Origin of the sequence: Novosphingobium sp. (assembly GCF_030696665.1) — a bacterium.
Lineage (GTDB): Bacteria > Pseudomonadota > Alphaproteobacteria > Sphingomonadales > Sphingomonadaceae > Novosphingobium.
On record NZ_JAUYRV010000046.1, the window covers coordinates 261,820 to 281,643 of the forward strand.

The 19,824-nt window shown below is 62.4% G+C and carries 19 protein-coding genes; 5 read left to right on the plus strand and 14 right to left on the minus strand.

The window, feature by feature from the left end:
• Nucleotides 1-14: 14 nt before the first annotated feature.
• Nucleotides 15-368 carry a PilZ domain-containing protein gene (locus tag Q8R81_RS14130; RefSeq protein WP_305618861.1) on the plus strand — a complete coding sequence of 118 codons (354 nt, stop codon included), beginning with the start codon at nt 15-17 and terminating at the stop codon, nt 366-368.
• Here Q8R81_RS14130 and Q8R81_RS14135 read toward each other — a convergent pair.
• The 5 genes from Q8R81_RS14135 to Q8R81_RS14155 form a co-directional block, all read right to left on the minus strand.
• Entirely contained in the window at nt 355-1,626 is a 1,272-nt protein-coding gene (locus Q8R81_RS14135) for a cyclopropane-fatty-acyl-phospholipid synthase family protein (RefSeq protein WP_305618863.1), read from the minus strand. The genes Q8R81_RS14130 and Q8R81_RS14135 overlap by 14 nt on opposite strands.
• A gap of 37 nt (nt 1,627-1,663) precedes the next feature.
• A complete protein-coding gene (locus Q8R81_RS14140; RefSeq protein WP_305618865.1) occupies nt 1,664-3,040 on the minus strand; it encodes a deoxyribodipyrimidine photo-lyase in 1,377 nt (458 codons plus the stop codon).
• 64 nt (nt 3,041-3,104) lie between these two features.
• On the minus strand, nt 3,105-4,064 hold the full coding sequence (locus Q8R81_RS14145) for a metal-dependent hydrolase (protein ID WP_305618867.1): 960 nt from the start codon (nt 4,062-4,064) through the stop codon (nt 3,105-3,107).
• 79 nt (nt 4,065-4,143) lie between these two features.
• Nucleotides 4,144-5,196 carry a 2-oxoacid:ferredoxin oxidoreductase subunit beta gene (locus Q8R81_RS14150; RefSeq protein WP_305618869.1) on the minus strand — a complete coding sequence of 351 codons (1,053 nt, stop codon included), beginning with the start codon at nt 5,194-5,196 and terminating at the stop codon, nt 4,144-4,146.
• The gene (locus Q8R81_RS14155) at nt 5,193-7,142 is read right to left on the minus strand and encodes a 2-oxoacid:acceptor oxidoreductase subunit alpha (RefSeq protein WP_305618871.1); all 1,950 of its coding nucleotides are present in this window, start codon (nt 7,140-7,142) and stop codon (nt 5,193-5,195) included. The genes Q8R81_RS14150 and Q8R81_RS14155 overlap by 4 nt, the downstream gene beginning before the upstream one ends.
• Nucleotides 7,143-7,345: 203 nt before the next feature.
• Here Q8R81_RS14155 and Q8R81_RS14160 point away from each other — a divergent pair, with 203 nt between their 5' ends.
• Nucleotides 7,346-8,299, plus strand: a complete 954-nt coding sequence (locus tag Q8R81_RS14160; RefSeq protein ID WP_305618873.1) for an alpha/beta hydrolase — start codon at nt 7,346-7,348, stop codon at nt 8,297-8,299.
• A complete protein-coding gene (locus Q8R81_RS14165; RefSeq protein ID WP_305618875.1) occupies nt 8,296-8,787 on the plus strand; it encodes an RNA pyrophosphohydrolase in 492 nt (163 codons plus the stop codon). Before Q8R81_RS14160 ends, Q8R81_RS14165 begins: the two co-directional genes overlap by 4 nt.
• Nucleotides 8,788-8,830: 43 nt before the next feature.
• Here Q8R81_RS14165 and Q8R81_RS14170 read toward each other — a convergent pair whose 3' ends face one another.
• The 5 genes from Q8R81_RS14170 to Q8R81_RS14190 all read right to left on the minus strand — a co-directional run bounded on the left by Q8R81_RS14170 (nt 8,831) and on the right by Q8R81_RS14190 (nt 14,666).
• On the minus strand, nt 8,831-9,337 hold the full coding sequence (locus Q8R81_RS14170; protein ID WP_305618877.1) for a hypothetical protein: 507 nt from the start codon (nt 9,335-9,337) through the stop codon (nt 8,831-8,833).
• Between the two features lie 54 nt (nt 9,338-9,391).
• The gene (locus tag Q8R81_RS14175) at nt 9,392-10,579 is read right to left on the minus strand and encodes an RsmB/NOP family class I SAM-dependent RNA methyltransferase (RefSeq protein WP_305618879.1); all 1,188 of its coding nucleotides are present in this window, start codon (nt 10,577-10,579) and stop codon (nt 9,392-9,394) included.
• A 114-nt stretch (nt 10,580-10,693) separates the two neighbouring features.
• Entirely contained in the window at nt 10,694-12,151 is a 1,458-nt protein-coding gene (gene guaB / locus Q8R81_RS14180; RefSeq protein ID WP_305618880.1) for an IMP dehydrogenase, read from the minus strand.
• Between the two features lie 69 nt (nt 12,152-12,220).
• On the minus strand, nt 12,221-13,732 hold the full coding sequence (locus Q8R81_RS14185) for a M28 family metallopeptidase (RefSeq protein ID WP_305618882.1): 1,512 nt from the start codon (nt 13,730-13,732) through the stop codon (nt 12,221-12,223).
• 148 nt (nt 13,733-13,880) lie between these two features.
• Nucleotides 13,881-14,666, minus strand: coding sequence for a 3-hydroxybutyrate dehydrogenase (locus Q8R81_RS14190; RefSeq protein WP_305618884.1), 786 nt, complete (start codon nt 14,664-14,666; stop codon nt 13,881-13,883).
• A 96-nt stretch (nt 14,667-14,762) separates the two neighbouring features.
• Between Q8R81_RS14190 and Q8R81_RS14195 the strand changes: the two genes are divergently transcribed.
• Together Q8R81_RS14195 and Q8R81_RS14200 are read left to right on the plus strand one after the other, a co-directional pair.
• A complete protein-coding gene (locus Q8R81_RS14195; protein ID WP_305618886.1) occupies nt 14,763-15,632 on the plus strand; it encodes a neutral zinc metallopeptidase in 870 nt (289 codons plus the stop codon).
• A gap of 137 nt (nt 15,633-15,769) precedes the next feature.
• Complete coding sequence (locus tag Q8R81_RS14200; protein WP_305618888.1) at nt 15,770-16,381, plus strand: hypothetical protein; 612 nt, start codon at nt 15,770-15,772, stop codon at nt 16,379-16,381.
• Nucleotides 16,382-16,386: 5 nt separating this feature from the next.
• Here the strand turns inward: Q8R81_RS14200 and Q8R81_RS14205 are convergent, their stop codons facing one another.
• The 4 genes from Q8R81_RS14205 to sdhC all read right to left on the minus strand — a co-directional run bounded on the left by Q8R81_RS14205 (nt 16,387) and on the right by sdhC (nt 19,772).
• Nucleotides 16,387-16,983, minus strand: a complete 597-nt coding sequence (locus Q8R81_RS14205) for a hypothetical protein (protein ID WP_305618890.1) — start codon at nt 16,981-16,983, stop codon at nt 16,387-16,389.
• Nucleotides 16,984-17,105: 122 nt separating this feature from the next.
• Nucleotides 17,106-18,920 carry a succinate dehydrogenase flavoprotein subunit gene (gene sdhA / locus Q8R81_RS14210; protein WP_305618892.1) on the minus strand — a complete coding sequence of 605 codons (1,815 nt, stop codon included), beginning with the start codon at nt 18,918-18,920 and terminating at the stop codon, nt 17,106-17,108.
• Between the two features lie 3 nt (nt 18,921-18,923).
• A complete protein-coding gene (gene sdhD, locus Q8R81_RS14215) occupies nt 18,924-19,307 on the minus strand; it encodes a succinate dehydrogenase, hydrophobic membrane anchor protein (RefSeq protein ID WP_305618894.1) in 384 nt (127 codons plus the stop codon).
• A gap of 39 nt (nt 19,308-19,346) precedes the next feature.
• Nucleotides 19,347-19,772: a succinate dehydrogenase, cytochrome b556 subunit gene (sdhC, locus tag Q8R81_RS14220; RefSeq protein WP_305618895.1), complete on the minus strand. Its 426-nt coding sequence runs from the start codon at nt 19,770-19,772 to the stop codon at nt 19,347-19,349.
• Nucleotides 19,773-19,824 lie beyond the last annotated feature (52 nt).

A 19,824-nucleotide genomic window follows, 5' to 3' on the forward strand; every position in this document is an offset into this window, starting at 1 on the left:
CAAGGATGCCCCGCATGAATGCGACGGACTGGAACACGGAAGTTTACGGGCAAGCCGCGCTGGAAGATCGCAGCGCGCAGCGGCAACGGATAAACATTCCGGCAACCCTGCGCCCGTCCGGAGGGCAAAGCTTCAAAACCGTAGTACTCGACCTATCGCTTGGCGGATTTTGCGCCAACGCAGTGCAGCGGATACCCATTGGCAATCGCTGCTGGCTGACGCTGCCGGGAATGGAAAGCCTGCAGGCAGACGTGGTCTGGTGGGATGCCGGCCGCGTCGGCTGCGCGTTTGCCAATCTGCTCAGCCCGATGGCGCACGACAATGTTCTTGCGCGCTATCGCGGCGATGGCGTGTTCAGACGGCTTTGATCAGCGTCACCTGACTGACGTTGATACCCCCGCCCCTGAAGCCGCCCTCGCAATACATCAGGTAATAGCGCCACAGATCAACAAAGCGCGGATCGAAGCCGGGCGGCAGGCGGTCTTCATCAACCGCGCGATCCAGACTATCGCGCCACAACCCTAGCGTGCGGGCATAATCAAGGCCGAAATCTTCGCGCTCCTGCCACGTCAGTCCGCGTTCGCGCGCAAGCTGCGAAAACTCGCTTTCGCTGATGAGCAACCCGCCGGGGAAAACGTAGGCCTGAATGAAATCGGCACTGCTGGCGTAGGCTTCAAACAGATCATCGCGGATGGTGATGTACTGCAGCGCGGCGCGCCCGCCCGGTTTCAGGCAGCGGGCAAGGCAATCGAAGTAGGATGGCCAGTATTCACGGCCTACTGCCTCAACCATTTCCACGCTTGCGATGGCATCGAATGTGCCGGTCACGTCGCGATAATCCTGATGGCGATATTCGATGCCGGACAGGCCTGAGGTGACGAGTTCGTCCCGTGCCCATTCGATCTGTTCATCTGACAGGCTGATGCCGGTCACCTGCGCGCCAGTGGTTTCGGCAAAGCGCCGCGCGAGGTAGCCCCAGCCGCAGCCGATTTCCAGCACTTCGCTGCCGGGCTTCAAGTCGAGCCGCGCGGCGAGGCGATCTACCTTGTTGGCCTGCGCTTGCGCCAGTGGGGCATCTGCTGCGATCCCTTGCCACAGTGCGCTGGAATAGCTCATCGTCTGGTCCAGCCACTGGCGGTAGAAATCGTTGCCCAGATCATAGTGTGCCGCAATGTTGCGGCGGGCTTGCTCGCGCGAATTCTTGCGCAGAAAATTCAGCGCACGCCCTGCCAGCCGCCACGGCCCCTTGGCGCGCCCTACATCGCCCAGCGTGGACGCATTGCGCATGAACAGGTCGAAGATCAGCACCGGATCGGGGCTTTCCCACTCACCCGCAACCCACGCCTCGTACCATCCGATGGAACCGGCGGTGGCAAGGCGGATCAAGGCGTTCCAGCTTTTGAGGTGGATGCGAGCGACCGGCCCTTCGCCATGCCCGCCAACGCTGCGTTGTTCACCGTCGGGCAGCGTGGCGTGAATCGTGCCTTGCACCAATCCCCGGTCGATACGGTCAACAACCTTGCTGAAAGAACCGGAAAACAGGTGCGCCAACCAGCGACCAGCGGCGGACATATTCCACCCTCCGGCAACCAGATGCCCTCCCCTCGTAGGCGTCTGCGTGTTCATGATGCCGATATGTCGCCCGGTGACGTAACGTGCAAGGTCAACCGGCAGCTTTCATTTCGTCATGGGCCGAAAGGGCACGTGCGCGGGCCTGAACATGGGGGATAATCTTGGCCGGATAGCCACGCGGCGGGAACACCGGGTCGTGGATATCAGCATCCGGCAAGTGCGCCAGTTCGGGCACCCATTGCCGGATATAGCCTGCCGCATCAAACTTTGGCGATTGCGTTAGCGGGGCCATGATCCGCACGAACATGTTGGAATCAACGCCCGTGCCCGCTGTCCACTGCCAGTTGACCGCGTTGGAGCCGTAATCGGCATCGACCAGCGTATCCCAGAACCAGCGCTCACCCTCACGCCAGTCGATCAGCAGATGCTTCACAAGGAAGCTGGCGGCGATCATGCGCACGCGGTTGTGCATCCATCCGGTGTGCCACAACTCGCGCATTCCCGCATCGACGATGGGGTAGCCGGTGCGGCCCTGTTGCCACGCTTTGAGGTCCGCCGCTTCGTCGCGCCACGGAAGCCGGTCGTAGGCTTCGCGCGCGTTTTTTGTGCCGTAATCGGGGAATTGCACGATCACATTTTGCGCATAATCCCGCCAGCCCAGTTCACCGAGGAACACGTCAACCGAGCCGCCCGAATCGGCGACGCGGTGCCAGATCGTGGCGGGGGAAATCTCGCCGAAATGCAGATGCGGCGAAAGGCGCGAGGTGCCTTCCTGCGATGGCAGATTGCGGCATTCGCCATAGCGGCGCGCGTTGTCTTCGAAGGCGTCGAGCCGTGCGAGCGCGCCAGCCTCACCCGGGGTCCATTCGTTGCGCATGCCGCCTGCCCAATCGGGTTTGGTCGGCAGCAGGTTCCAGTCTTGCAGCGCATCGCTTTCGGGCCAGATATTGGGTGCAACGAGGCCGGCGGGGGCAGGACACGGCAGTGCGGGTGGCATCCGCTCTTTCAGCGCTTTCCAGAACGGCGTATAAATCTTGTAAGGTGCGCCACTGCCGGTGAGGATTGTGCCCGCTGGGGCGAGGTAGTTGCCGTGATGAAGTTCGAGACGCAGAGTTTTAGCGACTGCCTTCTCAGCGTTGCGCCACCACGGTTCGTAGTGATGCAGGGCATGGACCACCCGCGCGCCTGTTTCACGGCGGACAGCAGCAAGCTCCTCGTGGCATTTGCCTCGGCGCAGGATCAGGCGGGAGCCAAGCTGGCGTAAGCTTTGGTCGAGGCTCGAAAGGCTTTGGTGCAACCACCAGCGCGAAGCACCGCCCATTCTGCGGTGTTTGGGCGCGTCATCATCCAGCACGTAGACTGGAATCACTGGCCCTTCGGAGGCAGCGGCCAGAAGCGCAGCCTGATCAGCAAGGCGGAGATCGCGGCGGAACCAGACGATGACAGGATCGGGAACAAGATCAGACATTGACCTAGTTTGGCCCCTGCGCCCTACTCTTTCCACCCTCGCCGACGTGCCCCTTGGGACAGGTTCAGGGTTTTGCGCAGGCGTTGCGGTCAAGCGCAACGGATGCCGTGGCCATGAAGCTTTCGCGCATTTCGGGCGCGGCAAAACGGGCGTCGCCGAAAGTGACCACCGCAGTGCAGCCCTGCCGCTTTACCGAAGCAAACGGCATTTGCGACCAATCCAGAAAATCGCGCACTTCGTGTGTGGCAAGGGCGGCACGCTTCACCACGGGATCAGCCATGTTGTCCGGCATCATATCCTTCCGGTCAAACAGCGACGTCGGATGGGTGATGAGATCGAACTGCGCCCGCCCGATCATGCCGTCCTGCCGCCAGATCACCTCGCGCTGCCAGAATCGCAGCGGCGCGGGCGAGGCGAAGACGCGGTCGGGCATAGGATAGGGCGACGACATGCGCAGCGCATCATCTGCCAGCCGCGAAATGCCTATGTTGACCAGGATGAAGCCAAGCGTTGCTGCCAGCGCAGCCACAGCAGGCCAGCCCCTCAATTTGCGCCGTGCGCCCCAGATGCCAAACCCAAGGAAAGCTAGGAGCCAAGCCGAGACGATGAACAGCCCATCGGTATGGAACCAGCGTTCACTGAGCGGCGACATCAGTTGCACCGCATAGACGTTCTGCAGATCGAGCAGCGGGTGCGTGAGCGCGCCAAGGTAGCACAGCGTAACCAGCCAGCCGAAGTGCATAGGCGGCGCGCTGCTCGCAATCCGTCCTTGCCCTTGCTGCCAGCGATCCAGCAGCCACAGCAGCCCTGCCAGCAGCGGCGGCATGAGCAGCACTCCGCCGACCAGCCCATGCGTGAACCCGCGATGCATCGCCAGCGGCGCCCACGGCACCCAGCCGAAGAACACATCGATATCCGGCATGTTGGCTGCCAGCACGCAGGCGGGAAGGCCCTTGCGCGTCCGATGCTTCAGGCCCGTTTCGGCAAGCGTCCAGCCGACAAGGCTGTGGGTCAGATTATCCATTCGACAGACTCATGAAAAAGGCCGCAGGGGCGCGACAGTGTCACATCCTTGCGGCCTTATGCATTCAGTTGAAGCAGTTTCAGATCGGATCAGCCGCCGTGCCGCTGACGGTCCAGGTCTGGCCTTTGCCAAGCAGCTTGGCGAGGTTGGCGTCCTTGCCCTTGCGAGCCTGTTCGTCCTGGCCGAGCAGCACCGTTTCATAGGTCGGGCGTGGATCGTCGTAGATCACGCCCAGCGCCATCGGGAACGGGCCGAACGGCATTTCCACCAACATGTGCGCCAGCGCGCGGTTCTTCACATTGTGGACGATCACGCCAGCCGCCTGCCAGTCGCCATCAACAACATCGACGACCTTGAGGCTGAGCGTCTCCATGTCGAGCGCGATGCCCCGCACGCCGCCGGACTTTTCCGAGCCGAACAGCATCGGCTCCCCATCGTTGAGCCACAACTGGTTCTGGTCGGCAACGCCTTTGGCGACGAAATCGTCGAAGCGGTCCTTGTTGTAGACGATGCAGTTCTGGAAGATTTCCACGAAAGACGCGCCCTTGTGGGCGTGGGCCGCCTTGAGCACGGCAGACAGGTTCTTCGACACGTCATAGGCCCGCGCGATGAAGCGCGCGCCCGAACCAAGCGCGAAAGCGCAAGGCAGCGCAGGACGGTCAACCGAACCCAGCGGCGACGTAGGCGAATTGGTGCCCTCACGGCTGGTGGGCGAGAACTGGCCCTTGGTCAGGCCGTAGATCTCGTTGTTGAACAGCAGGATCTGCACGTTCACGTTGCGACGCAGAATGTGCATCGTGTGGTTGCCGCCGATGGACATGCCATCGCCGTCGCCAGTCACCAGCCATACGTCGAGGTCCGGGTTGGCCAGCTTGATACCAGTGGCAAACGCCGGCGCGCGGCCGTGGATCGTGTGGAAGCCGTAGCTTTCGATGTAGTACGGGAAACGGCTTGAGCAGCCGATGCCGCTGACAAACACGGTGTTGGCAGGGTCCGCACCCAGTTCCGGCAGCGTGCGCTGTACCGCCTTGAGGATCGCGTAATCACCGCAACCCGGGCACCAGCGTACTTCCTGATCGGTTTCCCAGTCCTTGAGCGTGGTCTGGACCGCGATCTTGGTCATCTCGTTCATGGGTTCACACTCTTGATGCTGGGCAGTTGCGTCTTGTCGGCGTCGACCTCGCCGCCAACGTCCCCGCCAAGGGCGGCAACGATTGCCTCTTCGATTTCCGCGATGGTGAAAGGCTGGCCGCTGGTCTTGTTGAGCGGCTGTGCGTCGATCAGGAACTGGTCGCGCAGCACGGTCTTGAACTGGCCGGTGTTCATTTCGGGCACCAGTACCTTGTCGTAAGCCTTCAGCAGATCGCCAAGGTTCGACGGCATCGGCCAGATGTGGCGAACGTGGACATGGCTGACGTCCAGCCCCTTGCGGCGCGCGCGGCGCACGGCCTGATAGATCGGACCATAGGTGCTGCCCCAGCCGACGACGACCAGCTTGCCCGACGCTTCGCCGTGGACCACGTCCTGCAATGGGATCGTGTTGGCCACGCCGTCAACCTTGTCACGCCGTGCATCGGTCATGATCTGGTGGCTGGCGGGCGAGTAGTCGATGTTACCCGTGCCGGGGTTCTTCTCGATGCCGCCAATGCGGTGCATCAGGCCTGGAGTCCCCGGCTTGATCCACGGACGCGCGCCCTTTTCATCGCGCGCGAAAGGCAGAAGTTCGCCATTCGGGCCATTCTTTTCACCAAGGAACTTGGCTGGGAACGGCTTGATGCTGGCAGGGTCTGGCACCTTCCACGGCTCAGCCGCGTTGGCGATGTAGCCATCGGTCAGAACCATGACCGGGGTCATGTACTGCACAGCGATGCGCACCGCCTCAATCGCCACTTCAAAGCAATCCGAAGGACTACGCGCGGCAATCACCGGCATAGGCGCATCGCCATTGCGGCCATAGACTGCCTGATAGAGGTCCGACTGCTCAGTCTTAGTCGGCAGGCCGGTGGACGGGCCACCGCGCTGCGAATTGACGATGACCAGCGGTAGCTCGGTCATGATCGCAAGGCCCATCGCCTCACCCTTGAGCGCGATGCCGGGGCCGGACGATGACGTAACGCCAAGCTGGCCCGCATAGCTGGCACCGATGGCCGAAGCGATGGCGGCAATCTCGTCTTCCGCCTGGAACGTGGTGACGCCGTATTCCTTCAACCGTGCAAGGTTGTGCAGAATGGCCGAGGCGGGCGTGATGGGATAACCGCCGAAGAACATTGGCAGTTCGGCAAGCTGCGCACCGGCAACCAGACCAAGGCTGATCGCCTCTGCGCCCGTGACCGTGCGGTAAAGGCCCGGTTCGCTTTCAACGGGAGCAATGTGATACTGCTTGAGCGGCCCTGCCAGTTCCGCCGTTTCGCCATAGGCATGGCCAGCGTTCAGCGCCGCGACGTTGGCTTCTGCCAGTACCGGGTTCTTGCCGAACTTCGCATTCAGCCAATCGATCAGCGGCTGCCGGTCACGGTCGAACATCCACAGCGCGAGGCCGAGCGTCCACATATTCTTGCAGCGCAGCGCTTCCTTGTTGCCAAGGCCGAATGGCTTCACGGCTTCAAGCGTCAGCGCCGAAATGTCGAACGCAAGCAGCTGCCACTTTTCAAGGCTGCCATCCTCAAGCGGGTTGACGTCGTACTTGGCCTTTTCAAGGTTGCGCTTGTTGAACTCACCCGTGTCGGCAATGATCAGACCGCCAACCTTCAGCGCGCCAACGTTTGTCTTCAGCGCCGCCGGGTTCATCGCCACCAACACGTCGGGCTGATCGCCCGCAGTGTCGATCTCGGTCGATCCGAAGTTGATCTGGAAAGCAGAGACGCCAAACAGCGTGCCTTGAGGCGCGCGGATTTCTGCCGGAAAGTCCGGGAAGGTCGCCAGATCATTGCCTGCAAGCGCGGTGGAAAGCGTGAACTGGCCGCCGGTCAGCTGCATGCCATCGCCCGAGTCTCCGGCAAAACGCACGACCACCGCTTCGGGATTGGAAGTGTCCTTGCCGCCCGTCAGCGCATCTGGTCCATCAACAAGTGTAGCCATATCGTCCTCTGCTGTGCGCCGGGAGTTTCACCCGGTGCTGAAACGCGCCTATGCCTGTGCCGCCCCGTTCGCAAAGAAGAAAAACTGCGCGTGGCGAAAAATCCTCCTGCGCTCTTGATTCCGAACGCGCTTGCCGGTCAAGTTGCAAAAGCAAACTTACCGCGCTGTTTATAACGAATCCCATCAAGGGGACGAGGAACGTCATGACCGATCACACCACCCACTACGTGCGCCCCGATGTGCAGGCTTTCCTTGGCTTCCTGAACAGTACCGGCGCGCCGCCGATGAGCGCATTGCCACTGGCCGAAGCGCGGGCCGGCTACATCGCGATGGGCCAAGTGGCCGAAGCTGATCCGCGCGAACTGGCGGTAATCCGTGATCTGACTTGCCCAGGTCCTGCTGGGGATATCCCGCTGCGCCTGTATGACTTGCGGGACACGCGCGAACCCGGTCCAGCGGTGGTGTTCTTCCACGGTGGCGGCTTTGTTATCGGCGATCTGGATAGCCACCACAGCCTCTGCACCGAAATTGCGGCGGAACTGGACATGCCCGTCATCGCGGTCGACTATCGCCTTGCGCCAGAACACCCCTTCCCCGCCGCGCCCGATGATTGCGAGGCAGCGGCCCGCTGGATTGCAGCCAGTTCCGCCACGCTTGGGCGCGAGATCACAGGTCTGATTCCGATGGGTGATTCGGCGGGCGGCAATCTGGCCATCGTTGTCACGCAGGCACTGGTGGAACACCCTGCCGCCGTGCCGGTTGTAATGCAGGTGCCGATCTATCCGCTTTCGGATGATCGCCCGGACCATGAATCATTTGCCCATTTTGCCGATGGCTTCCTTCTCACCGCAGAAACAATGCAATGGTTTGCAAAAGCCTATCAAGCGGTTACCGGCCACAAACGCGCTTACCCTATCTACGGCGATCATTCGACTACGCCGCCAACGGTGCTAGTGACCGCAGGGTTGGACCCGATTCGCGACAGCGGCCGGGTCTATGGCGCGGAACTGATCCGTTCCGGCGCCGAAGTCGTGTTCCTTGAAATGAAAGGGACAATCCACGGCTTTACCCAGGTGCGCAAGGCCATCCCGAGCGCGCAGGAAGACATGCAGTCGATCTTCAAAGCCGTAAGGTTGCTGCTGGAAAGGTTAAAATGACAGACGAATTTGCCGGGCTACCCTACCGTCCCTGTGTGGGTGTGATGCTTGTGAACGGCGCGGGTCGCGTCTTTGTGGGCAAGCGCATCGACAACAAGGAAGTGAATGCGGACGCCTGGCAGATGCCGCAGGGCGGGATCGATGATGGCGAAGAGCTTCATCCCGCCGCCCTGCGCGAACTGGAAGAGGAAACCGGCGTTGCGCCCCACCTCGTCACGATCATCGCCGAAAGCCGCGAAGAACACTTCTACGATCTGCCAGATTTCCTGATGGGCAAGTTGTGGGGCGGCAAGTATCGCGGCCAGCGCCAGAAATGGCTGCTGTTGCGCTTTGCTGGTGAAGATACGGACATCAATCTCGACGCGCACAAACACGCCGAATTTGAAGCATGGAAGTGGGTGGAGCCGGAGCAGCTGCCCGACCTGATCGTGCCGTTCAAGAAGCGCGTCTACCGGCAGGTTGTGGAAGAATTTCGCGGGTTGATCTGATCACGGGCGGCAGCATCAGCGCCGCCCCCGCCTTCGCCCGGACTCAGTTGTTCTCGATCTTGCTGTCCGACGTCACAGCTTCAGCCGATAGCACTTTCGGCGCAGGCCCGCGCGAGATTGCGGCGGACAGTTCGGCTGTTTCAGAGCAGCCCTTTCCACAGAGGCCTTCAAGCCGGGTCAGGTTCCGCTTGGCCTTTTCGACCGCGCCCTTTTCAACCATCGCACCACCTTCACCAGAAATGGCGACGACATTGTTCGGTTCACGCGAAAGCACTTCGCGGTAATAGTGGATCGCTTTGCCTTGCAAGCCCTCACGGCGGGCGGCGTCAGCCAGGCCGAGCAGCGCGGCGTTGCTGGCAGGATCGATCACCAGAGCAGCCTCGAAACTGTCGGTGGCCAAACCAGCCTCACCTTTGGCCAGTGCCGCACGGCCATCCTTGAGCAGCGATTCGACGCGCGGATCAGCCGGAGCGGTACTCCGCGCCACGCCCATGCTCCCGGTAACGCCAACAACAAGCGACAAGGCAAGAGCAACGGGGGCGTAGCGCATCAGCAACTCCTTGGGCCGGAAACCATCTCTGAATGAACCGGCATGCATGACGCTTCAATTAACACGCCGCACGAGTGTTGCGAAGAAAAACCCGTCGGTGCCATCCCAAAAGGGCACGAGCCGCCACCCATGCCCGTGCGGACGGCCAGCAGGGAGCGATGGAAGCACCACGTCCCAACCCGGATTGGCCGCCAGAAAGGCAGCAATACGGTCAGCGCCCTCGGCATCAAGCAACGAACAGACCACATAGGTCAGCCGCCCGCCGGGCCGAACCAGCCCTGCGCCGATGGCCAGGACATTGGCCTGCATCGCGCAATAACGATCAATCGCCTTGGCATCCAATCGCCAGCGCGCCTCAGGGTTGCGCCGCCAGGTGCCTGTGCCGGAGCACGGCGCATCAATCATCACGGCGTCAGCTTTGCCCTGCCAATCTGCGAGCATGGCCGGCTCGCTGCCGGGATTGAGCAGACGGGTTTCTGCCAGCACCCCGGCGCGGACGGCGCGATCAGGCAGGCGCGAAAGCCGCGCGCGATCTATATCGCATGCCAGCAGCGCGCCCTTGTTTTCCAGCGCTGCGCCAAGCGCAAGCGTCTTGCCGCCCGCTCCTGCGCACAGATCGACCACCGCCTCTCCCGGCTGCACACCCAGGGCCATGCAGGTGATCTGGCTGCCTGCGTCCTGCACTTCGAACAGGCCCTCGGAAAATTCCGGCCAGCTCTCCGCCGCGCTCCCCGAAGGCAAGCGCAGCGCGTGTGGCGCGATGGCAGGTTCCGCCTCTACCGGGAGCCGCGCGCGCAATTCCTCACGCGTGATCTTGAGCGTATTGGCCCGCACATCGAGTGGCGCGCGGCCAAGCAGAGAAGCTTGCGCATCGGCATCAAGGCCCGCAGCGGTCAACCGCTCGATCAGCCATGCAGGCGCGATGCCGCCTTCGGCCACCGGCTCGCCCGCAGCAATCGGCGCGGGACCATAGTTGGAACCATCGAATAGCCCGCAAAGCGCAGGGTCGCCATCAGCCAAACGCAGCATCGCAGCACGCCCGGATGCTGGAACCGGCCCGCAGGCCCGGATCGCGCTCCACACCATTTCACGAATTGCGCGACGGTCCTTGGAGCCGACAAAACGCCGCGCCCGGAACCACTCCACTGCAATCCGGTCGGCCGAAGCGCCCTGTCCCTGCGCCGCCGCGATCACCGCATCGAGCAGATCAATCGCGGCCTGAACGCGCGCGGAAGGAGTCATTTAAGCCCCGCCCGCAAGCGGGAGGGGTTTGGGGTGGGTTGAGGCCGGGCGCGACGGTTCTTGTCCGGCCCACCCCCGACCCCTCCCGCCTGCGGGAGGGGGGAAATGACCAATTCAGCCCGCCTTATAGTTCGGCGCCTCGCGCGTGATCGTCACGTCGTGAACGTGGCTTTCGCGCAGGCCCGCGTTGGTGATCCGCACGAACTGCGCACGCTTGCGCAAATCTTCGATCGTGCGGCTGCCGGTATAGCCCATCGCAGCTTTCACGCCGCCGACGAGCTGGTGGACCACGTCCTTGGCCGGCCCCTTGTAGGGCACCTGGCCTTCAATGCCTTCAGGCACCAGCTTCATCTGGTCCTTGATGTCCTGCTGGAAATAGCGATCCGCACTGCCGCGCGCCATCGCGCCGACCGAACCCATGCCGCGATAGGACTTGTATGCGCGGCCCTGATACAGGAACGTCTCTCCGGGCGCTTCCTCGGTCCCTGCCAGCATCGATCCGATCATCACCGAACTTGCGCCCGCTGCCAGCGCCTTGGCCGCATCGCCCGAAGTGCGCAGACCGCCGTCGGCAATCACCGGAACGCCCGACTTTTCAGCCTCTTCGGCACACTCCATCACGGCAGTAAGCTGGGGCACACCCACGCCTGCAACAATGCGGGTCGTGCAGATTGAGCCCGGTCCGATGCCAATTTTCACGCCATCGGCGCCCGCATCGATCAATGACCGGGTCGCCTCTGCCGTGGCGACATTGCCCGCGATGACCTGTACCGAATTCGAAAGCTTCTTGGCCGCTTCGACAGCCCGCGCCACGTCACGGTTGTGACCGTGGGCGGTATCGATGATAACAACGTCGCACTCGGCCTCGATCAGCGCCTGCGTGCGGGCCAGGCCCTTTTCGCCGACGGTTGTGGCCGCTGCCACGCGCAGGCGTCCTGCAGCGTCCTTGGTCGCGTTCGGGAACGTCACGGCCTTTTCGATGTCTTTCACCGTGATCAGGCCGATGCAATGAAACGCATCGTCCACCACCAGCAATTTCTCGATCCGGCGCTGGTGGAGCAGGCGGCGCGCATCGTCGCCGCTTGCGCCCAGCTTCACCGTGGCGAGGTTGTCCTGCGTCATCAGTTCGTGCACCGGCTGCAGCGGATTGTCGGCAAAGCGCACGTCGCGGTTGGTCAGAATGCCGACAAGCTTGCCCGAAGCTTCGACCACCGGGATACCGCTGATCTTGTTGGCGCGCATGATCGCGTTGGCTTCGCCCAGCGTTGCGTTGGGCGCGATGGTGATGGGATTGACCACCATACCGCTCTCGAACCGCTTCACCGCGCGCACCGCAGCACACTGCTCTTCGATCGAGAGGTTCCGGTGAAGCACGCCGATGCCGCCAAGCTGCGCCATGACAATCGCCATGTCCGCCTCGGTCACGGTGTCCATTGCCGAGGAAACGACCGGTATGTTGAGGCTGATGCTCCGCGTGAGGCGAGTGCGCGTATCGGCCATCGAAGGCACGATGTCCGACTCGGCGGGACGCAGCAGCACGTCGTCGAAAGTAAGGCCGAGAGGGATATCCATGATGCGTGCCACTTCTTGAGGTCCGGGGAGATTCGTGGCGGCCCATGTAAACAGGAAGGTGCGGCTGCGCTAGGGGGTTTGGCCCGGCTTTTGAACCACTGTAGAGGCCTTTGCCGGATGGCGTCTGGCATCGGCAAAGGCGCGCACCAGTTCAACCTGCAAGTTGACGTCATCGGCCATGCCTGAATAGTCGATGGTTGCACCAGCCTCGTCGCTCGGACGATGGTAGATATCCTCCATGAAACGCTCCAGTCGCTCCATGTTGCCATAGCTGTTGCTGACCATGACGGTGGGCACATCGTGCTGCATCAGCACCCACGAATCCTGCCGCTTGATATAGGCATTGGCCCCATCGCCCGGCGCGAGCTTGCGCTTCATGCGCCGGACCACATCCGCAATCAGCGGGTCGAGCCGGGTTTGCCCCTTGCCAACCACCCCGATCAGCCCTCCGGCCGGGACAAGGCCAGTGCTGTCGACGTTGAAAGCCGCGACAAAGCGGTCGAGCGGGATCGGCGGATTTTCAGCAAAGGCCATCGCGCCAAGCAGGCCCAGTTCTTCACCGGTCGTGGCCACGAAATAGACGTCGCGGTCCAACGGCTTGCCTTTGGCCAGCAGGCGCGCAGCCTCGGTAATCACGGCAAGGCCCGATGCATTGTCGATAGCGCCGTTGCAAATAAGGTCTTCGGCCGGTGCCGATGCGCATTCACCGAAGTGGTCCCAGTGGGCCATCACCAGGACTGCACCCGCCCCCGGATCGCGGCCCGGCAGCCGCCCGATCAGGTTGTGCGTCTTGATCCGGGTTTCACCACTGGTCGCCTCGAATGTGCCCAAAACCCCAATTGCATAAGGTGCAAAAGCCGCAGAGCGCGCATCGCTCCGCAGCTTTCCCAAAGTGGCGTGCTGGCTTCCGGCCAACAACAGCTCGGCAGTGGCCGGAGAGAGAAACGCCTCAATCTCGCTGCCCAGCGTTTCACCCGCCACGGCATAGCCCGCCCGCCGACGCCGCGCGATCACATCCTCAAGCCCGCGCTCGTCGTCAAGCACTGTCAGGACTGCCAACGCGCCGGCATCCAGCAACCGCCCGGCCCGATCCCCGGCGACATCTCCTGTCATCCCGGTAGGCAGGCTATCGAGCATCACCGCCACGCGCCCTGCCAGTTCAGCGCGCCCCAACATGCTCCCTGTGGCGTGGCCGACAAAAACCAGCGGCGCGTCCTGAACCAGACTGCGCAGCCCCGAAGTTACCACAAAGACGCTATCGGCAGGCAGAACGACGCGCTTTTTGCCGCGCATGAAAGTCGCGCGCGAAAGCACCGGCTCACGCTCGACCAGTTCAACCGGCGCAAACCAACCGCTTGCAGGGATATTGGTGCCCGCTTCCAGCCCGATGTCGAACCACTGCCGCGCGAGATACCGCAGAGTCTTCGTCTCGCCTTCTGTCCCCGGCTCTCGCCCGCCGAAATCGTCGCTGGCCAGCGTCTCTACGTGCGTCTTGAGTGCAGTTTCGAGCGGGTTGGTGCGTTTAGGTGCAGGTCGGGCAGCGACAACAAGCAGCGCGCCAAGGACCAAGGCCCCCGTCATCACCCCGCGCAATACCCCCGCACGCTTCATCGCCAGCCCCAAACGCCTCGTCGCGTACCATTGCTCTCAAAAGCAGCAGCGCGATGCAAGTTCCCAATTGAGCCTGTCTGGATGAACGGGGGTTTACCAACGCCCCGACAATCTACCCTTATTGCGCCACCCAACCACCATCGACACTGTAGTTGGCCCCGGTGATATTGCGTGCTTCGTCGCGGCACAGGAACAGCGCCAGCGCCGCCAGTTCATCGGGCTGCACGAACTGCTTGCTGGGCTGACGTTCGAGCATCACTTCGTTGATCACCTGCTCACGCGTCATGCCCCGCGCCTTCATCGTATCGGGGATCTGGTTTTCCACCAGCGGCGTCCAGACATAGCCCGGGCTGATGCAGTTGGCGGTGACGCCCTGAGTCGCCAGCTCCAATGCCAGCGTCTTGGTCAGCCCCGCAATGCCGTGCTTGGCCGAAACATAGGCCGCCTTGAACGGCGATGCGGTGAGCGAGTGGGCAGACGCTGTGAACAGGATACGCCCCCAACCCTTTGCCTTCATGCCCGGAATGCACAGGCGGCAGGCGTCGAAGGCAGACGTCAGGTTCAACGCGATGATCGCGTCCCACTTTTCGACAGGAAATTCGTCCACCGGGGCAACATGCTGCATCCCGGCATTGTTGATCAGAATGTCGACCGCGCCAAATTCTGCCAGCGCCGTGGCCACCATCGCCTCGGTGCCTTCACGCTTGGTCAGGTCTCCAGCCGCAAAAATCGCGCGTCCTCCGCTGGTTGCAGCCAGTTCCTCGCACAGCTTGGCAATTTCGTCGGCATCGCCAAAGCCGTTGAGCACCACATGGGCACCCTCCGCCGCCAAGGCCCGCGCATAGGCGAGGCCAATGCCCGATGTGGAGCCGGTTACAAGCGCGCACTTGCCCTTCAGGAACATTCGATTACTCCGGGAATTCTGGACGGGTTGATTGCACTGGCATTGCGGGACACCTCCCGCTTGTCCAGTCGCAAGTGCAAAAAGAGGGGTAAGCCGATGCGGCTCGACGATTTCGACAATTCCATCAACGTCGAAGACCAGCGCGGTGGCGGCGGCAGCCGGTTCCCGATGGGCGGCGGCGGAAAGCTGGGCTGCGGATCAATCGTGATCGCGCTGATCGCAGCGGTGGTATTCGGAGTCGATCCGGCGCAGATGCTTGGCACGTTGCAACAGGTGCAGACGCAAGGCCCGGTCCAGCAGGAGCAGGCGGGCGGCACGTCGCTGGCCGAAAGCTGCGCCGCCAACGAATTCAGCCGCGAAAGCTGCAACGCGCTGTCCTCGCTCAACAAGACGTGGGTGCCGCTGTTTGCCCAAGCCAACATTGCGTACCAACCGCCCAAGCTGGTGTTCTATGCGCAAAACGGCAATTCCGGCTGCGGCGCGGCGCAAAGCGCAATGGGTCCATTCTATTGCCCGGCTGACAACGGCATCTATATCGACACCGATTTCTTCACGCAGATGGACCAGCAGATGGGCGCTGGCGGCGATTTCGCGCGTGTCTATGTCATGGCGCACGAATATGGCCACCACATCCAGAACGTGCTCGGCACCTCCACGCAGATGCGCCAGGCGCAGCAGCGCAGCCCTAGCCAGGCAAACCGGCTGTCGGTGGCGCTTGAGCTTCAGGCCGATTGCTATGCCGGGGTCTGGGCGGGCAAGAACCGGGACCGGATTGAAGCTGGAGACATCGAGGAAGGTATGCGTGCCGCCCACCAGATCGGCGATGACGCGCTGATGAAAGCCGCAGGACGCCGCCCGGTGGAGGAAGGCTTCACCCACGGCAGTTCCGCTCAGCGTATGGAATGGCTACGGCGCGGGCTTGAGACGGCAGACGAGGATCAGTGCGACACGTTCAAGGCGCTATAATCCCCGCACAGCAAGTTTGAGGAACGAACGGCCCAAGGAACAAAAAGGCAGAGCGTGGCGTTTCAGCGGCAAAGGGGATTTCCACAATGCCAAGCACTGCCTTCCGGTTCGCACTCTTTCTGCCATGCATGTTCGCAATGGCCTATCCCGCAATGGCGCAAACCGCCGTATCGCAAGAAACTGTCACTGTCGGCGATGTCGCCACAAAACCGCTGAGCGACTTCAACCTCAAAAAGGACGAAGTGCCCGAGATACTCGTTTCGGCGCGCTCAAAGCCCTACGACCTCACGGGAATGAAGCGCTGCCCGGCCATCGGGGCCGCCATCGCCAATCTCGACGCGGTGCTGGGCGACGATATCGATGTGGCGCGTGATGATGGCAACGCCACGATCAACATGGGCAGCCTTGCCCAGTCTGTCGTCGGTTCGTTGATCCCGTTTGGCGGGGTGATCCGTGAGATCAGCGGCGCAAACGCCCAGCAGCGCAAATGGCAGGAGGCGATCTACGCGGGTTCGGTCCGCCGCGCATTCCTCAAAGGCGTCGGCCAGCAGCGCGGCTGCGCATATCCGGCCCGCGCCGCCACGGCAAAGGACTCTGCCGCTGTCCACGCCGCCCGCGATGCCGCCGAAGCGCGCGAAAAGAACAGCAAGGAGGACAAGAAGGACGACAAGTCTGCCAAGGCTGGCAAGTCAGGCAAGAACCAGTCGGTCAGCTTTGAAAGCCGACCGGTAGTGCAGCGCACGCAGTAGACGCGTCAGCTGCTGGCCTGCAATTTGGCGATTTCCGCATCGAGTTCCTGAAGGACTTCGGTGCGAATTTCGTCCGATAGCGCGCGGTTGCCCGCAATCGCTGCGCGTGCAGACCTGATGCCGCTGATCGCCTTGGCCATCGCATGGCGTTCAATCTGCTGTTCATCGATCACCGTCTTTGCGCCAGTACTGCCATCCTTGATCACGACAACACGGTGACCGGCGTGGTGCGAGCCATGTGCTGGCACCGGCGGAAGATCGGCCTCTGCCTTGGCAATGCGGCGCTCGAATTCCTCATCGGACAGCGGCCTGTCCGTCTTGAACACAAACGTCTTGCCGTCGCGCGTGGCAGTGCGGACGTGCGCTGCGCCACGCTCCCCACCCTCACGCTCAATCACGACAACCCGCGCGCCCGGCTCACCGATCTGCGGAGGAGCAGGCGGCGCTGGCGGTGCTGGCGGCGCTGGCGGTGACGCCGCAGAAGGGGGCGCTGGAGGCGCAGGCGGTGCCTCAGGCAAAGCTTGCGCCACAGCTCCGGCAGAAACCAGCAGGCCCGCACCCATCAGCACACCCAGCTTCACATTGCGCTTTTCGAACATCATCGCGTGCCTCCCCGGCAGGCCGGTAATCCCGGCACAAAAAGAATGGCGCCGGAGTATCAAACCCCGGCGCCATCTCATGCCTTGTTCGACCAACCGCTGGCCCTGCTGGACCAGCGTCGGGATCAGTAAACGCGCTTCTTTGGCTTGATGTATTCGACATCGTCGGTCAGCGTGAATTCGTGGACCGGGCGGTAATCGATCTTGATTTCGCCGCCCTTGCCGCCCCAGCCGTTGAACCATGCTGCGGTGTGCTTCATCCATTCAGCATCGTTGCGATCAGGGAAATCTTCGTGCGCATGTGCGCCGCGGCTTTCCTTGCGGTTGTGTGCCGAATGCATCGTCACCGCTGCCTGACTGATCAGGTTGTCGAGTTCCAGCGTTTCAACCAGATCCGAATTCCAGATCAGCGAACGGTCGGACACGTTGATGTCCTGCATGCGCTCATAAGTCGCCGCCAGCTTGACCTTGCCTTCGGCCATCAGTTCGTCGGTACGGAACACCGCGGCATGGGCTGACATCGTGCGCTGCATTTCGATACGCACTTCTGCGGTGGGCGAGCCGCCATTGGCGTGGCGGAAGTGGTCAAGGCGGCCAAGCGACATATCCGCGCTGTCCTTGGGCAGCGCGTTGTGTGACGTGCCCGGCTTGATCAGTTCCTTGAGACGCAGGCCGGTGGCGCGGCCGAATACGACAAGGTCGATCAGCGAGTTTGAGCCAAGGCGGTTTGCGCCGTGGACCGAAACGCACGCCGCTTCACCAACCGCGAACAGGCCCGGAATGATCGTTTCAGGATTGCCGTCCGCGCCAATGGTCACGACTTCGCCGTGATAATTGCAGGGGATGCCGCCCATGTTGTAGTGGACGGTCGGCACAACCGGCAACGGCTGGCGGGTCAGGTCAACACCGGCAAAGATCTTGCCGCTTTCGGTGATGCCCGGCAGGCGTTCCGCCAGCACCTTCTGGTCGATATGATCGAGGTGAAGGAAGATGTGGTCCTTGTGCGGCCCCACGCCCCGGCCTTCGCGGATTTCCAGCGCCATCGAGCGTGAAACCACGTCACGCGATGCCAGATCCTTGGCCGACGGAGCGTAGCGCTCCATAAAGCGCTCACCTTCGGAGTTGGTCAGGTAACCACCCTCACCACGCGCGCCTTCGGTGATCAGCACACCCGCGCCGTAGATGCCGGTCGGGTGGAACTGCACGAATTCCATGTCCTGCAACGGCAGGCCAGCGCGCAGTACCATGCCGCCGCCGTCACCCGTGCAAGTGTGGGCCGAGGTCGCGGTGAAGTATGAACGGCCATAGCCGCCGGTTGCCAGCACCACGGCATGGCTGCGGAAACGGTGGATCGAACCATCGTCCATGCACAGCGCGATCACGCCACGGCACTGGCCGTTTTCCATGATCAGATCGATGGCGAAGTATTCGATGAAGAAGTCTGCGTCGTACTTCAGGCTCTGCTGATAGAGCGCATGAAGCATGGCGTGGCCGGTGCGGTCAGCAGCCGCGCAAGTGCGCTGAACCGGCGGGCCTTCGCCCATGTTCTGCATGTGCCCGCCGAAGGGACGCTGGTAGATCGTGCCTTCGGGGTTGCGGCTGAACGGCACGCCGGCGTGCTCAAGCTCATAAACCGCAGCCGGGGCTTCGCGCACCATGTATTCGATGGCGTCCTGATCGCCCAGCCAGTCAGACCCCTTGACGGTGTCGTACATGTGCCACGTCCAGTGGTCGGGCGAATTGTTGCCAAGGCTGGCAGCGATGCCGCCCTGTGCCGCCACGGTGTGCGAGCGCGTCGGGAAGACCTTGGTGATGCAGGCGGTGCGCAGGCCGGCTTGGGCCGAACCCATTGTGGCGCGCAGGCCCGAACCACCCGCGCCGACGACGACGGTGTCGTAGGTGTGGTCGATGATCTTGTAGGCTGGCTGAGTCGAAGTCATGTCTTACGCGCCCCCGAGCGCAATGCGCAGAACCGAAAGGATGCCGAAAGCGGCTGCCGCGAAGGGCACGATATTGACCAGCAGCCATGCTGCGATCTTGCCGCCCTCTTCGTGGACATAATCCTCAAGCATGACCTGCACGCCCATACGGGCATGGGTGAAGGTGTTGATCATGATCAGGATCATCGCAATCGATGGCAGTGGCCGTGCCACCCAGCCGCGCACCGTGGCGTAGCTATAGTCCGGCAGCAGCGCGAGGCTGGCGATCAGGAATGTGATCAGGACGAGGTTGCCCACGGCCGTCAGCCGCGAAGTGAGCCAGTGGTGCGTGCCGTGGTGGCTGGAACCCAGCCCGCGCACGCGACCGATGGAGGTGCCGTTACCCATGTGGAGTAGCCTTCCTTGCTATGCGATCCGTGCCGGCGCTCAGCGCAGCAGCACGAAAGCCCAGAATGCGATGGTGAGGAGGATCGAGATAACGATCGTCAGGCTCGACCAGCGGGCGTTGGTGTTCAGCTCGTAACCTGCACCGATATCGAGGATCAGGTGGCGGATGCCCGATGCGGCGTGCTGAAAGAAGGCCCATGTCAGCCCCACAAGCACGATCTTGCCAAGCACCGAAGTCACCGTCTGCAAGCCGCCGCCAGTGCCGAGCCACACCCAGTCGAGGAACGTCTGATAAGCCTCTGGCCCGCTGGCCAAAGCGCCGATCCACCACAGCAGAAGACCAAGCCCGCCGAACGCCAGCCCGTTGCCGGTGATGCGGTGCAGGATCGAAACCAGCATGGCCGGGCCCCAGCGCCAAATCTGGAGATGCGGAGAAATCGGCCGTGCCTTGCGCGTTTGCGCCATGAATATACCCCCTCGACTAGGTATTGGTATCAGGTACTGGGATCGCGGACGT

Bases quoted from the DNA above. Each gene is read 5' to 3' on its own strand.
- Q8R81_RS14195 (WP_305618886.1), top strand. From the start codon at position 14,763: ATGCGGCTCGACGATTTCGACAATTCCATCAACGTCGAAGACCAGCGC.
- Q8R81_RS14175 (WP_305618879.1), bottom strand. From the start codon at position 10,579: ATGACTCCTTCCGCGCGCGTTCAGGCCGCGATTGATCTGCTCGATGCG.
- Q8R81_RS14155 (WP_305618871.1), bottom strand. From the start codon at position 7,142: ATGGCTACACTTGTTGATGGACCAGATGCGCTGACGGGCGGCAAGGAC.
- Q8R81_RS14150 (WP_305618869.1), bottom strand. From the start codon at position 5,196: ATGAACGAGATGACCAAGATCGCGGTCCAGACCACGCTCAAGGACTGG.
- guaB (WP_305618880.1), bottom strand. From the start codon at position 12,151: ATGGATATCCCTCTCGGCCTTACTTTCGACGACGTGCTGCTGCGTCCC.
- Q8R81_RS14165 (WP_305618875.1), top strand. From the start codon at position 8,296: ATGACAGACGAATTTGCCGGGCTACCCTACCGTCCCTGTGTGGGTGTG.
- Q8R81_RS14170 (WP_305618877.1), bottom strand. From the start codon at position 9,337: ATGCGCTACGCCCCCGTTGCTCTTGCCTTGTCGCTTGTTGTTGGCGTT.
- Q8R81_RS14130 (WP_305618861.1), top strand. From the start codon at position 15: ATGAATGCGACGGACTGGAACACGGAAGTTTACGGGCAAGCCGCGCTG.
- sdhD (WP_305618894.1), bottom strand. From the start codon at position 19,307: ATGGGTAACGGCACCTCCATCGGTCGCGTGCGCGGGCTGGGTTCCAGC.
- sdhC (WP_305618895.1), bottom strand. From the start codon at position 19,772: ATGGCGCAAACGCGCAAGGCACGGCCGATTTCTCCGCATCTCCAGATT.
- Q8R81_RS14160 (WP_305618873.1), top strand. From the start codon at position 7,346: ATGACCGATCACACCACCCACTACGTGCGCCCCGATGTGCAGGCTTTC.
- Q8R81_RS14190 (WP_305618884.1), bottom strand. From the start codon at position 14,666: ATGTTCCTGAAGGGCAAGTGCGCGCTTGTAACCGGCTCCACATCGGGC.
- Q8R81_RS14205 (WP_305618890.1), bottom strand. From the start codon at position 16,983: ATGATGTTCGAAAAGCGCAATGTGAAGCTGGGTGTGCTGATGGGTGCG.
- Q8R81_RS14200 (WP_305618888.1), top strand. From the start codon at position 15,770: ATGGCCTATCCCGCAATGGCGCAAACCGCCGTATCGCAAGAAACTGTC.
- sdhA (WP_305618892.1), bottom strand. From the start codon at position 18,920: ATGACTTCGACTCAGCCAGCCTACAAGATCATCGACCACACCTACGAC.
- Q8R81_RS14135 (WP_305618863.1), bottom strand. From the start codon at position 1,626: ATGAACACGCAGACGCCTACGAGGGGAGGGCATCTGGTTGCCGGAGGG.
- Q8R81_RS14185 (WP_305618882.1), bottom strand. From the start codon at position 13,732: ATGACGGGGGCCTTGGTCCTTGGCGCGCTGCTTGTTGTCGCTGCCCGA.
- Q8R81_RS14145 (WP_305618867.1), bottom strand. From the start codon at position 4,064: ATGGATAATCTGACCCACAGCCTTGTCGGCTGGACGCTTGCCGAAACG.
- Q8R81_RS14140 (WP_305618865.1), bottom strand. From the start codon at position 3,040: ATGTCTGATCTTGTTCCCGATCCTGTCATCGTCTGGTTCCGCCGCGAT.